Source organism: Micromonospora sp. NPDC005710 (genome assembly GCF_040630995.1).
Taxonomy (GTDB): domain Bacteria; phylum Actinomycetota; class Actinomycetes; order Mycobacteriales; family Micromonosporaceae; genus Micromonospora.
Genome location: NZ_JBEXYP010000002.1, coordinates 331,917 through 346,511, shown reverse-complemented (window position 1 = coordinate 346,511; position 14,595 = coordinate 331,917). Strand labels below are relative to the sequence as shown.

Here is a 14,595-nt window from a genome sequence, read left to right as displayed (position 1 = left end):
GTCAGTGGGCGGACTCGCCGCGCGCCTCGGCCTCCCGGGCTCGCCGGTAGGAGTTGTGGACCTCGGCCTCGGCCTCGGTGCGGCCGACCCAGGTCGCGCCCTCCACCGACTTGCCGGGCTCCAGATCCTTGTACACCTCGAAGAAGTGCTGGATCTCCAGGCGGTCGAACTCGCCCAGGTGGTGGATGTCGCGCAGGTGCTCCTGGCGGGGGTCCTCGTAGGGCACGCAGAGGACCTTGTCGTCCCCGCCCTTCTCGTCGGTCATCCGGAACATGCCGATGGTGCGGCAGCGGATCAGGCAGCCCGGGAAGGTCGGCTCGGGGACCAGCACGAGGGCGTCCAACGGGTCGCCGTCCTCGCCCAGCGTGCCCTCGATGAACCCGTAGTCGGCCGGGTACTGGGTGGAGGTGAAGAGGGTGCGGTCCAACCGGATCCGGCCGGTCTTGTGGTCCACCTCGTACTTGTTCCGGTGACCCTTGGGGATCTCAACCGTCACGTCGAAATCCATCTGCACGCTCCCTCGTCTGCCCACGCTGGCTAACGGAACCAATGGCGGCCCTCCGGACAGGTGAATGCCCACCCGCCGACTCCGGCCGCCGCATAGTCTTCGGACCGAAGTAGTGTCACCCAAGCCGTTTTTCGCTGGGGGAGGAGGGGGTCGTGGGGAGGGAAGATTCACACTACCGCCCGGACGGGAGCTCCGCGCACGGTACCGGACGATCCGGCTCCGGCAGTGCCAAGGGGCGGGTTCCGGTGCCGGAGGCGCACCTCCCACGCGCTCCCGAACCAGCGGCCCCGACACCGGAGACGGTGCCTGAGCGCCCCCCACCATTGCCCTGGCGGCCCCCGGCCGGTGCCCCGCCGCCCACACCGCAGACCGGGCACGTGCCGGCCGACGGCGAGCGGCCGGTGAGCGGCCCGCCGCGCGGCAGCGCCAGCGTCCCGGTCAGTCCCGCGCCGGTCAGCCCGTCCTTCGCTCCCGGCCCAGCCGCCCCCGGCGAGGTCCCCCCGTTGGGCCCGCCGATCTCCGCGTTGCCGGCACCTGCCGACGCCGCACCCGCGCCCGCGCCCGCCGCGCCGCGCCGCCGGAGGCGGCTGCCGGTGCTCCTGGCTGTCGTGCTCGTGCTGGTGCTCGCCACTGTCGGAGTCGTGATCACCCGTCCCGGGCCGGTCGCCGGGTGGCTGGGTGACGAGGCCGGGGCCGGCCCGAACGCGGCCGGTGTGACCCCGGAACCCGCTGCGTCGGAGGTGCTGGCCGGTCCGGACTCGAATGCCCCGGTGCCCACCCCGGACGGGGTCCGTGCCGTGCTCGATCCCCTGGTCGGCGTCCCCGTCCTCGGCGACCGGGTGAACGTCTCGGTCGCCGACGTGATCACCGGTCAGACGCTGTTCGCCAAGGGGGCGGACGACGGCACCGTCCCGGCCTCGGTGACCAAGCTGGCGACCGCCGTGACGGTGCTGGCCGCCCGTGGGCCCGGCTACCGGATCTCCACGCGTGCGGTGGCCGGTGCGAAGGCCGGCGAGGTGGTGATCGTCGGTGGCGGCGACCCGACCCTCGCGATCGACAAGAAGAGCTACTACCCGGGTGCGGCGCGCCTCGACGACCTGGCCGCCCAGGTGCGCACCGCGCTCGGCGGCACACCCCCGACCAGTGTCACTGTCGACGGCTCGGTCTACTCCGGCCCGGTCTACGGCCCCGGCTGGGACGACGACATCCCCACCGGCGGGTCGGGCGGCGCGGTGACCGCGTTGATGACCGACGGCGCGCGTACGGACCCGGGCGTCGCGCACGGTTCCGCCCAGCGGTTCGCCGAGCCGGACCTGGCTGCCGGCAAGGCCTTCGCCCGGCTGCTCGGGGTGCCCAACGACGCCGTGCGGCGGGGCACCGCCCCACCTCAGGCGGCGACCGGTGCCAGCCCGGCACCGGGTACCGAACTGGGCGTGGTGCAGTCCCCGCCGCTGATCCGGCTCGTCGACGTCATGATCAGCGAGAGCGACAACCTGGTGGCCGAGGCGCTCGCCCGGCAGGTCGCGTTGGCCCGCAACCAGCCCGCCTCGTTCGACGGGGGCGCCGCCGCGATGGACGCCGAGGTGGCGGAGTTGGGCCTACCGGCGGACGAGATCGACGTCTCCGACGGCAGCGGTCTGTCCCGTCGTAACCGGATCAGCCCGTCGCTGCTGACCGACCTGATCCGGTTGGCAGCGAGTCCGGACCATCCGGAGCTGGCGGGCGTCTTCGGTGGTCTGCCGGTGGGTGGCTGGTCCGGCACGCTCAACGAGCGCTACCGCGACACCGCGGGCACCGCCGCGGGTGCGGGCAGCGTCCGGGCCAAGACCGGCACCCTGACCGGCGTGCACTCCATCGCGGGCCTGGTCACCACCGCCGACGGTCGGCTGTTGACCTTCGCGGTGCTCACCGACAAGGTGCCGGGTGACCGGGACACCGCCCAGCCGGCGCTGGACCGGATCGCCGCCGCGCTGGCCGGCTGCGGCTGCGGCTGACCGTCGCCGGTCCGGGGTGACACCGGGCTCCATCGGTGTCGATCGGGGGCGCGAGGCCGGGCCGAGGTGTCGCGGCGCGGGTACGGTGGGTTCATGGCGCAGTTCGTGGACTGGGATCTGGCCGCCGCGACGGCGGGGGCGTTGAGCAAGTCTGGCCCCCGCGTGTCGTACGCCGAAGCCACCGACGTGGTCGGCGACCTCCGCCGGCTGACCGAGGAGGCGGCCGGGCACGTGGCCGACTACACGGGGCTGCGGGCGCAGGTGTCGCACCCACCGGTCCGGGTGGTCGATCGCCGCGACTGGGCCGCGACGAACATCGCCGGGCTCCGCGAGGTGATCACTCCGCTGGTGAGCCGGCTGTCCGGCGACAAGCAGCCGGGCGCGTTGACCGAGGCGATCGGGTCCCGGCTGACCGGGGTGCAGGCCGGCACGGTGCTGGCCTACCTTTCCGGCCGGGTGCTCGGCCAGTACGAGGTGTTCTCGGCCGATCCGGGTCAGTTGCTGCTCGTCGCGCCGAACATCGTCGAGGTGGAACGCAAGCTCGGCGCCGACCCTCGGGACTTCCGGCTCTGGGTGTGCCTGCACGAGGTCACCCACCGCACCCAGTTCACGGCGGTGCCATGGATGCGGGCCTACTTCCTCAGCGAGGTGCAGGCGTTCGTCGACGCCTCGTCGAGCGGCAGTGACCACCTCGTCGAGCGGTTGCGGCACGGGGTGTCCACGTTGTCCGAGGCGGTCCGCGACCCGGAGAGCCGCACGAGCGTGCTGGACATCGTGCAGACCCCGGCGCAGCGGGCCGTCCTGGACCGGCTGACCGCGTTGATGACCCTGCTCGAGGGGCACGCCGAGTTCGTGATGGACGGCGTCGGCCCGCAGGTGATTCCGAGCGTGGAGCGGATCCGGGCGTCCTTCAACCGCCGCCGGGAGGCGGGTAACCCGCTGGAGAAGGCGATCCGCCGGCTGCTCGGGGTGGACGTCAAGATGCGCCAGTACGCCGAGGGGCGCAAGTTCGTGCACGGCGTGGTGGAACGCGTCGGCATGGAGGGCTTCAACTCGATCTTCAATTCGCCGCTCACCCTGCCCCGGCTCTCGGAGTTGGGCGACCCGGACGCGTGGGTCGCCCGGGTGCACGGCCCGGCCGGCACCATCCCGGCCGCTGGCTGACCACCCGCCGGTGGCCGCGCTCGCTCCGCCGGTGGCCGCGATCCGGGTGGCGGTCCGGCGGGCCCTGACCGGTCTGCCGTCCGGCGGGCCGGTGCTTGTCGCCTGCTCCGGTGGTGCCGACTCGCTCGCGCTCGCGGCAGCGACCGTCTTCGTGGCACCTCGGCTGGGCCGCGACACGCTGCTCGTCACAGTCGACCACGGCCTCCAGGACGGCTCCGCGCCGCGTGCGGAAGCGGTGGCCGCCTGGGGGCGGGACGTCGGGTTCGGCTCGACGACAGTGGTTCGGGTGGAGGTGGCCGGGCGTCCCGGCGGGCCGGAGGCGGCTGCCCGCGAGGCCCGCTACCAGGCACTGACCGAGGTTGCCCGGCAGCAGGACGCGGTGGCCGTGCTCACCGGGCACACCCGTGACGACCAGGCGGAGACGGTGCTGCTAGCCCTCGCCCGGGGCTCCGGCCCACGCGGCCTGGCCGGGATGCCCGCCCGGCGCGATCTGGGCGGGGTGCCGCTGCTGCGCCCGCTGCTGGAGATCGGTCGGGATCAGACGCGCGCCGCCTGCGCGGTGCTCGGGCTGAGCCCGTGGCAGGACCCGCACAACACCGATCCGTCGTACGCCCGGTCGCGGGTGCGGGCCGACCTGCTGCCGGCGCTGGTGCGGGCGCTCGGACCCGGTGTGGTGGACAACCTCGCGCGTACCGCCCGGCTGGTTGCCGCCGACAACGCCGCGCTCGACGAGTTGGCGGGGACGGCGCTGGCGGAGGCCCGGTGCCCCGAGGGAGGGCTGTCCGTTCCGGCGCTGCTCGGCCTGGTCCCCGCCGTGCGCGGCCGGGTGTTGCACTCCTGGGCCCGCGAGCTGGGCGCGCTGCCCGGTGCCCTGTCGCATCGGCACGTCGCCGCCCTGGACGCCCTGGTGACCGATTGGCGCGGTCAGGGCCCGGCCGACCTGCCCGGCGGTGTCCGGGTGCTCCGCCGGGACGGCCGGTTGGCCCCCGTGGTCCCCGGCTGAGACCTCTGGTCAGCCGCTGTGCGCCCGGTCCCGGAAGGTGGTCCGGTAGCTGTGCGGGGTCGCCCCGACCCGACGGCTGAAATGGTGCCGCAGCGCGGCCGCGTCGCCGAACCCGGACTGGTCGGCGACCGCCTCCACGCTCAACGGAGTCTCCTCCAGCAGCCGCCGGGCGAGAAGCACCCGCTGGTTGGTGAGCCAGTCGTGCGGGGTGGTGCCGGTCTCGGCGCGGAACCGACGGGCGAACGTACGGGGTGCCATGCCGGCGCGGGCGGCCAGCTCCTCCACCGTGATCGTCCGGTCCAGGTGACCCATCAGCCACTCGAGCACCGGTTCGAGGGTGGGTGCCTCGGGCGCCTTCGGGATGGGCGCCTCGACGTACTGGGACTGGCCGCCGTCGCGGTGCGGCGGGACCACCATCCGCCGCGCCAGCCGGGTCGCGGTGGCCGAGCCGTGTTCCTGGCGGATCAGGTGCAGGCACGCGTCGATGCCGGCCGCCGTGCCGGCGCTGGTGAGCAGCCGCCCGTCCTGGACGTAGAGCGAGTTGCAGCGCACCCGGGCGCGCGGGTGCCGGCGTTGCAGCTCATCCACGTAACGCCAGTGGGTGGTGCACTCGCGGTCGTCCAGCAGCCCGGCCTCGCCGAGCAAAAAGGCCCCGGAGCAGACGCTGAACAGGTGCGCGCCGCGGGCGTCGGCCCGGCGGAGGGCGTCGAGCACCGGGCCGGGGACCGTGGTGCCTTGGCTGTGCGCCGGGATGGCCACCAGGTCGGCCTCGTCGACCGGGCCGAGGTCGGCGTGCGGAGTGAGGTGGAAGCCGGACGAGGTACGCACGGAAGCCCCGTCGGGGCTGCACACCTGGAAGCGGTAGGCGGGAAACCCGTCGGCGGTCCGGTCGGTGCCGAACACCTCGGCGAGGACGCCGAGCTCGAAGGGAGCGACCTGGTCGAGGGCGAGGACGGCAACGGACCGCAGCATGTGACGAGGGTAACCCGACAGGTGGCAGTAAATCGATGACCAATGGCATTCCTGCCACTGTCCGGTCGGTTGAAAGGCGCGCAGACTGGTCTCAGTCCGGTGCGCACCGGCGGCGAAACCGACAGCAATCATGCGAAAGTGAGCGCCGCCATGGAGTTCCTGCTCTTCCTCCTGTTCCTCGTCCTGCTCGTCGCCGCGTCGGCGACCGGCCTCACCGCCGACAGCCACGATTCGGCCGACTGGAAGCCCAGCGACGACGGCCGCCGCTGGCAGTCCCGCACCAACTGATGTGATTAGCGTTGTTTGCGCAGAAAATCCTTGGCGGGACCGCGCCAAAAGGTGCGGCCCCGCCGACGGAGGCCATCCGACGTACGGCAGGCTAGGAGTCATGGCTGACGGCTCCTGGTACGACGCCGACATCGACCACGTGATCATCTCTGAGGCGCAGATCCGCGAGAAGACGGCGGAGCTGGCCAAGCAGGTCTCCGCCGACTACTCCCACGTGGGCGACGGGCTGCTGCTGGTGTGCGTCCTCAAGGGCGCGGTGATGTTCATGGCGGACTTCGCCCGGGCGCTGGGCCGCAACGGCCCGCCGGCGGAGCTCGACTTCATGGCCATCTCCTCCTACGGCCAGGGCACCACCTCGTCCGGGGTGGTCCGCATCCTCAAGGACCTGGACCGGGACATCGCCGGTCGGCACGTGGTCGTCGTCGAGGACATCGTCGACTCCGGGCTCACGCTCTCCTGGCTGCTGCGCTACCTCGAGTCGCGTTCGGCGGCGAGCGTCGAGGTGGTCGCCCTGTTCCGCAAGCCGGACGCGGTGAAGGTCCCGGTCGGAGTGAAGTACGTCGGCTTCGACATCCCCACCGAGTTCGTGGTCGGGTACGGCCTCGACTTCGGTGAGCGCTACCGCGAGCTGCCCTACGTCGGGGTGCTCAAGCCCGAGGTCTACGCCCGCTCCTGACACCGGGGCAGACCCGTCGGGGTGACCCACCGGTCGGCATGAGCCCGACTCGCATCGGTATCCATCAAGCCGACGTTCAGCGCGCTCTCAGCTGTTGCGGTTACCGTGTAACCCGGTGGCCCGGAGGCAACTCCGCGCTCGACCCTCTCGATCGCGTGACCGGGCGCTCGGGTGGCCGAGCCGGACTCCCCGCCACGCCGGCTTCCACCCGGACTCGCCGTACGTTGGCTGCTGGGCTGGTGGGCCTGCCCACGGTGCGTGTCGTCGATGTCGAAGGCACGCCCGGTGCGCAGGCTCGCAGGCACTCTGCTGGCGTACTGGGTCGTTTGATGGTGCACGACTGCGGGGCTCGCAAGCTCACTCCTCGCGTACACGGTGTACCGTCGAATGACCGCGGCGCGGCAGTTTTCGCGCCCCGGGGTCGAGGCCGGCCCGCACGGCGGCTCCGGCCGCCGCTCACGCGGCGACACCATCAGACGGTCAGGACGTCGATCAGGAGGATGCGGGCGCTCCGGCGCTCGACAACAGTATGGAACGTACGCGTTTCTTCCGCCGACCGGTGGTCTGGATCATCCTGGTCATCCTCGGCGCCGTTGTGCTCAGTCAGCTGTTCACCAGTGGTCCCAGCTACCACCGCGTGGACACTTCCGTTGCGCTCGATCAGCTGCACACCGCCAAGATCAACAAGGTGGTCTTTCAGGACAAGGAGCAGACGCTCCAGCTGGACCTGGCCCAGAAGACCAAGTTCGGCAAGACCGAGACCAACAAGATCGAGGCCCAGTTCCCGTACCAGGCTGGCGACCAGATCTGGAACGAGGTGCTGGACGCCAAGGCGGCCAACCGGGTCACCGGCCCGGCCGACGCCAAGGTCTCCTCGGACAGCATCTGGGTGAGCCTGCTGGTCAACCTGCTGCCGATCGCGCTGCTCGTCCTCCTGCTGCTGTTCTTCATGTCGCAGATGCAGGGCGGCGGCTCCCGGGTGCTCAACTTCGGCAAGTCCAAGGCCAAGATGATCACCAAGGACACTCCGAAGACGACCTTCGCGGACGTCGCGGGTGCCGAGGAGGCCGTCGAAGAGCTGTACGAGATCAAGGACTTCCTCCAGAACCCGGCCAAGTACCAGGCCCTGGGCGCCAAGATCCCGAAGGGCGTGCTGCTGTTCGGCCCGCCCGGCACCGGCAAGACGCTGCTGGCCCGCGCGGTCGCCGGCGAGGCCGGGGTGCCCTTCTACTCCATCTCCGGCTCCGACTTCGTCGAGATGTTCGTCGGCGTCGGCGCCAGCCGGGTCCGTGACCTGTTCGAACAGGCCAAGACGAACGCCCCGGCGATCGTCTTCGTCGACGAGATCGACGCCGTCGGCCGGCACCGTGGCGCCGGCATGGGCGGCGGCCACGACGAGCGGGAGCAGACGCTCAACCAGCTGCTCGTCGAGATGGACGGCTTCGACACCAAGGGCGGGGTCATCCTGATCGCGGCCACCAACCGGCCGGACATCCTCGACCCGGCGCTGCTGCGCCCGGGCCGGTTCGACAGGCAGATCCCGGTGGACGCCCCCGACATGGAGGGCCGCAAGGCCATCCTCCGGGTGCACGCCAAGGGCAAGCCGTTCACGCCCGACGTCGACCTCGACGCGGTGGCCCGTCGTACGCCGGGCTTCAGCGGCGCCGACCTGGCCAACGTGATCAACGAGTCGGCCCTGCTCACCGCTCGTAAGGAGCAGCGGGCGATCTCCAACGACTCGCTGGAAGAGTCGATCGACCGGGTGGTCGCCGGCCCGCAGCGACGGACCCGCGTCATGAGCGACAACGAAAAGAAGATCACCGCGTACCACGAGGGTGGCCACGCGTTGGTCGCCTGGGCGCTGCCGCACGCCGCGCCGGTGCACAAGGTGACGATCCTGTCCCGTGGCCGCTCCCTGGGCCACACCCTCGTGCTCCCGACCGAAGACAAGTACACCCAGACCCGCGCCGAAATGATCGACACCCTGGCGTACGCGCTGGGCGGTCGCGCCGCCGAGGAACTGGTCTTCCACGAGCCGACCACCGGTGCGGGCAACGACATCGAGAAGGCCACCCAACTGGCCCGCGCGATGATCACCCAGTACGGCATGAGCTCCAAGCTCGGCGCGATCAAGTACGGCACCAGCGGGGACGAGCCGTTCCTCGGCCGCAACATGGGCCACGAGCGGGACTACTCGGACTCGGTGGCCGCCGAGATCGACGGCGAGATGCGGGCACTCGTCGAGCTGGCGCACGACGAGGCCTGGGAAATCCTGGTGGAGTACCGGGACGTCCTGGACAACATCGTGCTCGAGCTGATGGAGAAGGAAACTCTCTCCACCGCCGACATGGCGCGCATCTGCTCCCGGGTGGTGAAGCGCCCGCCGCTGGCGCCGTACAACGGCTTCGGCAAGCGCCAGCCCTCCACCGAGCCGCCCGTCCTCACCCCCGCGGAGAAGGACAAGCTCAAGGCCCAGGCCCAGGCCGACGGCGCGCAGGCGTCGATCGGTGGCGTGGCGCCGTCCAACAACTCGGACGGCACGCACTGAGCAACGACCCGACGGCCAGCTCCCCCCACCGGGAGCTGGCCGTTTCCGCGACCGAACCCGACGGCGACGACGAGCTGGACTACGTGGCCGCGCGGCTGATCAGCGGCAAGCTGACCGGCCGCCCCGTCGAGGACGTTGTCGACCTCGGCCGGATCGAGAAGGCCGTCCGCGAGATCCTGATCGCGGTCGGCGAGGACCCGGACCGTGACGGTCTGCAGCAGACCCCGGCCCGGGTTGCCCGCGCGTACGCCGAACTCTTCGCCGGCCTGCGGGTCGACCCGGCCCAGGTCCTCACCACCACCTTCGAAGCCCACCACGAAGAGCTGGTGATCGTCCGGGACATCGACGTGATGAGCCTCTGTGAGCACCACCTGCTGCCCTTCCGGGGCAGCGCGCACATCGGTTACATCCCCGGCCCCGACGGGCGGATCACCGGCCTGTCCAAGCTGGCCCGACTCGTCGAGGTCTTCGCCCGGCGGCCACAGGTGCAGGAGCGACTCACCTCACAGGTCGCCGATCTCCTGATGAGCAAGCTCGCACCACGGGGCGTGGTGGTCGTCCTCGAATGCGAGCACATGTGCATGGCGATGCGCGGCATCCAGAAGTCAGGTGCCAAGACCATCACATCCGCCGTACGCGGCATCCTGCAGAGCGACTCCAAGTCGCGGGCCGAGGCGATGGCACTGATCATCCCCCGCTGACACCGGACGCACCACGGCCGGCCGCCCCCTTCCGGGACGGCCGGCCGTTGCGATCCCGCAGGGGTGTCAGCCAGCGAGCATGGCGAGCAGGAGGCCGGCCGTGGCCAGCACCGCCGGCACCAGGCACACCAACGCGCCGAAACGGACAGTACGGTCCAGCCGCTCGGTGGGGCTGACCCGGAAGAACCGCCCGATGCCGATCCAGCCGGCGACGAACGCGACAGCAGGCATCGGCAGCCCGCAGATCAACGCCGCCACGGTCGCCGGTCCCACCCCCGTCGCCGACAAGACCGCGACCTGGATCAGTGGCACCAGCAGCGCAAACGGGCCGTACACCAGGAGGTTTCGCGCTCGCGCGGGCCACGACCCCGGCCGGATCCCGCGGCGCGCCGACAGCGCGGCGTCCGCCGCCTCGGCCCAACCACGCGCGGCCCGCAGCGCCGCCAGCACCGCCGCCGGGCCACCCGCCATCGACCGGGCCGCCTCGGTCAGCTCCGGCGGCGACGGCACCAGCGAGATCGCCGGTACGGCCAACTCACGCAGCCGTTCCTGCTGACTCACCAGCCCGGTACGGACCACTGTCAACTCCTCCCGGGCGGCCTCCGCCGACCGGGCCTGCTCACCGGCGGCGGCAGCCGCACTCCGGCGTACCCCGTCCAACTGACGGGCGGCCGCAAGGTACTCCACCCAGGCCGCGCCGGGCTCGGCCACCGGCGCCGTCGCCTCCCCGGACGCTGCGGCGGCGCGCTGCCGCCCCGGCCCGGTGACAGTTACGTTCGGATCCACCTCGACACTCCCCACCCGCGCCACCCGATCAGCCGGCCTCGTCCGCGAACGGCACCAGAACGGTGCCCCGCTCGTCCGGGCCGTCCCACAGCACCGCCCGGTCGGGACGCGTCTGCCACTCGACCGGCCGACCGAAGACCGCAGTGAGTTGCGCAACCGGCACGTCCAACACGACCACCGCGGCCAGCTTGTCGACCTCGCCCGCCGGCTCGAACAACGCGGCGAACGGTGGCACCGCCCGCCACCAGCCCAGCAGATGCCTCCCCGCCGGAGGGCCGTCCCGCAGGAGCGACCGCAACCGGTCCACCGGCAGCTCCCGCGGACCCGGCCGGTCCAACCCGAAGACCACCAGGTACGTCGGCAGATCGTCGTCACTGTCCGCGAGCAGCGCCGGCAGATCCACCAACTCCGCCGGATGCCGGGCCGCCAACTCGGCGGTCAACGCCTCCGCCAGCGCCCGGGAACCCGGATCCGGTGCCGCCACCAGGAAGCGCGCTCCACCCGGCGCGTGGTGAGCCGACGTGCTCCGGGCCGCCGTGGCCAACAACCCACCCGCGGCCGGGCCCGAGCCCAACACCGCGAGGTTACGACCAGCCGCCGGCCCCAACGGCACGGCCACCGTCGAACGGGCCACGTCCAGCGCCCGACCCAACAGGGCGGCCGGCCCGTGCGCCTGCCCCGCCAGGGCCGCCCGGTGACGCGGATCGTTGCCCAGCAACGGCCTGGCGTAACCCGCGAAGACCACCGGCGGCACCGACCCGGCCGGACGGGCCCCCCACAACTCGTGCCGCAGAGCCTCCACGACCTCCGGATGATCCAGCGGGTCCGGGTGACGGAGCAACCGTTCGTGACCACGGATCGCACCGCGAGGGCCGCCGAGCCCACCGGCGGTGTTGACCACCGCGCTGCCCACCGGCAGGCCGGCCGCCGAATCGTTCGTCGGCTCCAATACCGGACCACCACCCGGCAACGCCACCCGCACCGGAAACTGCCCGAGCACCGAATCCCGATGACCGGCCTCCGCACGCGCACTCAGCCCCAACTCACCAGCACCCGCCAGGACCAGGTGCACGCCGTACGCCCGACCGGCCCGGGCCAACCCGTCCAACTGGGCGGCCACCTCGGCGGCCAACCGGTCCCGCTCGGCGAAGAGCAGCGGCACATTGTCCACCACGCAGACGATCCGCGGCAGCGGCTGGTGCTGCCGCAACTCCCCGAAGCGTTGCCCCCCGGCCCGGGCACCCGCCTCCGTTCGGCGCTGAACCTCGGCCGTCAACTCGTCCAGCAGGTCCCGGACGTACTCCCGGTCGGCGGCCATCGCGGCCGCGCGCACCTGCGGCACCCACGACCGGTCCCGCTCGGTCTGCAGGAACTCCACGAACGACTCACCGTCGCTCAGATCCACCAGGTAGAACGCCAGGTCATCCGGGCCGTACCGGGCGGCCAGACCGAGCAGCGCGGTCGTCAGGAACGCGGCACGCCCCGCCGCGGACCGGCCACTCACCAACCAGTGCGGAGTCAACTCGGTGAACCCCAACGACACCGACCGGCCCCCGGCATCACCGACGGTGGTGGTCAACCCGTCCGCCGAATCCGACTCCCACAGGCTCTCACCCGTCGGCGGCAGCAGAGCACCCAACGCCAACCGGGAACCCGCCTCCACCTGCTCGGCGAGCCTCCGACAAACCGCGTCGACCAACTCGGCCGGCGGGTCCGACTCGACGAAGACCGGCGAGTTCAAACCCCCCGGCGGATCGGCGCCCGGCCCGGCGAACGACGCCCCCGGCGGGTTACCCAGCAGCGCGTACGCATTACGCAGCGCCAACGGCGTGGCACGCGGCAGTGGCGCCCGCGCCGAGTACGGGCCAGCGGGCGGCCAACCCGCCACCACCAGATGCAGCCCAGCCGCCGGCCCCTGCTCGGCCAACGTCTCGATGCGAGCCAGATCGCTCGGGCCGGTCGACTCCGGTAGCGCGGCAACCACCAGCAACAGCGTCCGATCGTGCCGACGCCGACCACTCGTCCCCGGCGTGACCCACTGCTCCGCCTCGGTCAGCACCGCCCGCAAACCCGCCACGTCCACCGCCGGCGGTGGCAGCAGACCAGCATCAGCGAGCGCCCCGAACGGCGTCAGCACCGCCCCGGTGGCATCCACCGCCCGAACCAACAGCGCACCCGCCGGTGCCGCACCCAACAACCGCAGAAGTACGGCCCGGAGCAACCCGGCCACCCGTGGCTCCCGCGCGTCTACGTCCACACTCAGATGACCCGTGCCGACAAGTGGCACCAGCGCCGGAAAACGAGCATCGTCCAACGGCGCCGCGGTGCCCACCCGCACGAACGACGGCGGACCATCACCAGCCGGCGAATCCACAGTCAGCGAGTCCAGTGCCGCACCAGCCCAACCCGGAGCCAGCACCGCCGCAGCCGTCCGCAACCGGTCGGCCACCTCGTACTGACGGCGCTGATCAGCCGGAGCCGGCCGCGTCTCGTCCAAGATGCCAGCAGCAGCGGTCGCCACCGCCGTCGCCCGACGATGCAGGGCTGCGGCGCGGTTGGTACGAGCCTTCGGACCGGCCACCGCGTCCACCCCCTCTACCCGAGGTTGGCAACCCTTCCCCGAGCAGAGACGGTATCCCAGCCGGGGGCGCCCCTGCGGGAGGTGCCTCGGCGCTGCGCCGGTGTTGTCGTGGATCTCACCGGTGGGGAGGGGTCCGTCACGATCCGCTGGATCTGAGGCATTGGCTCCGGGGCTTCCAGCCGATAACTTCAGGAGGTGGAATCAGTGCAGCCCCCCGCCGGTTCCCAGGTCTCCCGCGTACCGGCCCAGCGGACACCGTCCGAGCCGCTGCCACCCGCCCAGGCACCGCCGGCACCGCAGCCGCCACGCCGCCGGATGCGGACGGTGCTCACTGTCGTCGCAGGCGTACTCGCGCTGCTCCTTCTCGGCGGCGTCGCGACGGCCTACGTGTGGTACACCCGCGCCTCAACCCCGGACCGCAGCGCACCCGACGTGGTCGTGGACAACTATCTGCGCGCATTCCTCGTAGATCGCAACGACGCAAAGGCAGGAAATTTCACCTGCGAGAGCGGGGCGGAATTGCAGGCCGTCCGAGACCTGAGGACTGAGATTGAGCAGCGTGAGGTGAAGTTCGATGTCACCGTAAGAGTCAGTTGGGGCCAACTGACTCGCGCGGCGTCTAATGACGGGGAATCGGTCCGTACCACACTGACCATTTCCGGGTCTGCTGAGGGTGTTGTCCGAAGCAGTCGCCGAGAGGACTGGACGTTCACTGTCGTCGAAGACGATGGTGGTTGGCGAGTATGTGGCGGCGCGCAGGTTAGCTGAATCATTCAATCCACAGCAGGTGTACCGGCACCTCCAAGGTGGTGGGTGACTGGCCGCGCCAGGCCCAGCGGTACCACTCCACCTCCGGCGCAATTCGCACGCAGATGTCCCCCTCGGCACCCGAGTAGGTTTCGGTGACCGCTCGAAGGTCACGGTGTTCCAGGCCGCCCTCGACGTGTACCACCCGTCGACCGGTGACGGCGTCCGCCTCGAAGACCGGTGTGGGGGTCCGGTGTGCCGGACCGTCCAGCGAGACCAGCCGGATACCGGTGTCAGGCGTACCGTCCAGTCCCGCGCGGCTACCAACGGTCTCCACCCACACCCGCTCCACCGGCACCAGCGGCGCGAAGACCTCGACCTGGTCGGCTTCGGCCCGGTACCACTCGTGTTCGGGGATCACCGGCACGTAGGTTCGGGCACTCTGCACCACCCGGTCGTCCGCGCGCAGGTCGCCGCGCCAACCCATTCCGGGTAGCCCGACCAGGACCCGTTGTCCGCGGAGTTCCACCCGCTCGGTGGCGGGGATGATGGCCAGAGGTCTCGGTGGTTGCGGTGCCCAGTCGGGCTGGTCAGCGAAGGGGTCGGGTAACGGTCCGGTCATATCGG

Annotated in this window: 13 protein-coding genes; 8 read left to right on the top strand and 5 right to left on the bottom strand. The window is 71.6% G+C overall.

Annotated elements, in window-relative coordinates:
• Position 1 precedes the first annotated feature (1 nt).
• Entirely contained in the window at positions 2-508 is a 507-nt protein-coding gene (locus ABZ406_RS03925; RefSeq protein ID WP_357755821.1) for an inorganic diphosphatase, read from the bottom strand.
• Between the two features lie 524 nt (positions 509-1,032).
• Between ABZ406_RS03925 and dacB the strand changes: the two genes are divergently transcribed.
• The 3 genes from dacB to tilS all read left to right on the top strand — a co-directional run bounded on the left by dacB (position 1,033) and on the right by tilS (position 4,669).
• Complete coding sequence (gene dacB / locus ABZ406_RS03920; RefSeq protein WP_357755923.1) at positions 1,033-2,502, top strand: D-alanyl-D-alanine carboxypeptidase/D-alanyl-D-alanine-endopeptidase; 1,470 nt, start codon at positions 1,033-1,035, stop codon at positions 2,500-2,502.
• A gap of 93 nt (positions 2,503-2,595) precedes the next feature.
• Entirely contained in the window at positions 2,596-3,666 is a 1,071-nt protein-coding gene (locus ABZ406_RS03915) for a zinc-dependent metalloprotease (RefSeq protein WP_357755820.1), read from the top strand.
• Positions 3,667-3,676: 10 nt separating this feature from the next.
• On the top strand, positions 3,677-4,669 hold the full coding sequence (tilS, locus tag ABZ406_RS03910) for a tRNA lysidine(34) synthetase TilS (RefSeq protein WP_357755819.1): 993 nt from the start codon (positions 3,677-3,679) through the stop codon (positions 4,667-4,669).
• A gap of 9 nt (positions 4,670-4,678) precedes the next feature.
• Here the strand turns inward: tilS and ABZ406_RS03905 are convergent, their stop codons facing one another.
• Positions 4,679-5,641: a helix-turn-helix domain-containing protein gene (locus ABZ406_RS03905; protein WP_357755818.1), complete on the bottom strand. Its 963-nt coding sequence runs from the start codon at positions 5,639-5,641 to the stop codon at positions 4,679-4,681.
• Positions 5,642-5,779: 138 nt separating this feature from the next.
• Between ABZ406_RS03905 and ABZ406_RS03900 the strand changes: the two genes are divergently transcribed.
• From ABZ406_RS03900 to folE, 4 genes are all read left to right on the top strand, one after another.
• Positions 5,780-5,929: a hypothetical protein gene (locus ABZ406_RS03900; protein WP_357755929.1), complete on the top strand. Its 150-nt coding sequence runs from the start codon at positions 5,780-5,782 to the stop codon at positions 5,927-5,929.
• A gap of 100 nt (positions 5,930-6,029) precedes the next feature.
• Positions 6,030-6,605: a hypoxanthine phosphoribosyltransferase gene (hpt, locus tag ABZ406_RS03895; RefSeq protein WP_357755817.1), complete on the top strand. Its 576-nt coding sequence runs from the start codon at positions 6,030-6,032 to the stop codon at positions 6,603-6,605.
• A gap of 529 nt (positions 6,606-7,134) precedes the next feature.
• Complete coding sequence (gene ftsH / locus ABZ406_RS03890; protein WP_357755816.1) at positions 7,135-9,153, top strand: ATP-dependent zinc metalloprotease FtsH; 2,019 nt, start codon at positions 7,135-7,137, stop codon at positions 9,151-9,153.
• Positions 9,154-9,188: 35 nt separating this feature from the next.
• On the top strand, positions 9,189-9,854 hold the full coding sequence (gene folE, locus ABZ406_RS03885; RefSeq protein ID WP_357755922.1) for a GTP cyclohydrolase I FolE: 666 nt from the start codon (positions 9,189-9,191) through the stop codon (positions 9,852-9,854).
• Positions 9,855-9,920: 66 nt separating this feature from the next.
• On the opposite strand, the gene ABZ406_RS03880 is transcribed toward folE, so the two are convergent.
• Together ABZ406_RS03880 and ABZ406_RS03875 are read right to left on the bottom strand one after the other, a co-directional pair.
• A complete protein-coding gene (locus ABZ406_RS03880) occupies positions 9,921-10,565 on the bottom strand; it encodes a hypothetical protein (RefSeq protein WP_357755921.1) in 645 nt (214 codons plus the stop codon).
• A 103-nt stretch (positions 10,566-10,668) separates the two neighbouring features.
• Positions 10,669-13,230, bottom strand: a complete 2,562-nt coding sequence (locus ABZ406_RS03875; RefSeq protein ID WP_357755815.1) for an FtsK/SpoIIIE domain-containing protein — start codon at positions 13,228-13,230, stop codon at positions 10,669-10,671.
• A gap of 195 nt (positions 13,231-13,425) precedes the next feature.
• On the opposite strand from ABZ406_RS03875, the gene ABZ406_RS03870 reads away from it, so the two are divergent.
• Positions 13,426-13,989 (top strand): hypothetical protein, encoded by a 564-nt coding sequence (locus ABZ406_RS03870; RefSeq protein WP_357755920.1) that lies wholly within the window; start codon positions 13,426-13,428, stop codon positions 13,987-13,989.
• Between the two features lies 1 nt (position 13,990).
• Here the strand turns inward: ABZ406_RS03870 and ABZ406_RS03865 are convergent, their stop codons facing one another.
• Positions 13,991-14,590 (bottom strand): hypothetical protein, encoded by a 600-nt coding sequence (locus ABZ406_RS03865; protein ID WP_357755814.1) that lies wholly within the window; start codon positions 14,588-14,590, stop codon positions 13,991-13,993.
• Positions 14,591-14,595: the final 5 nt, after the last annotated feature.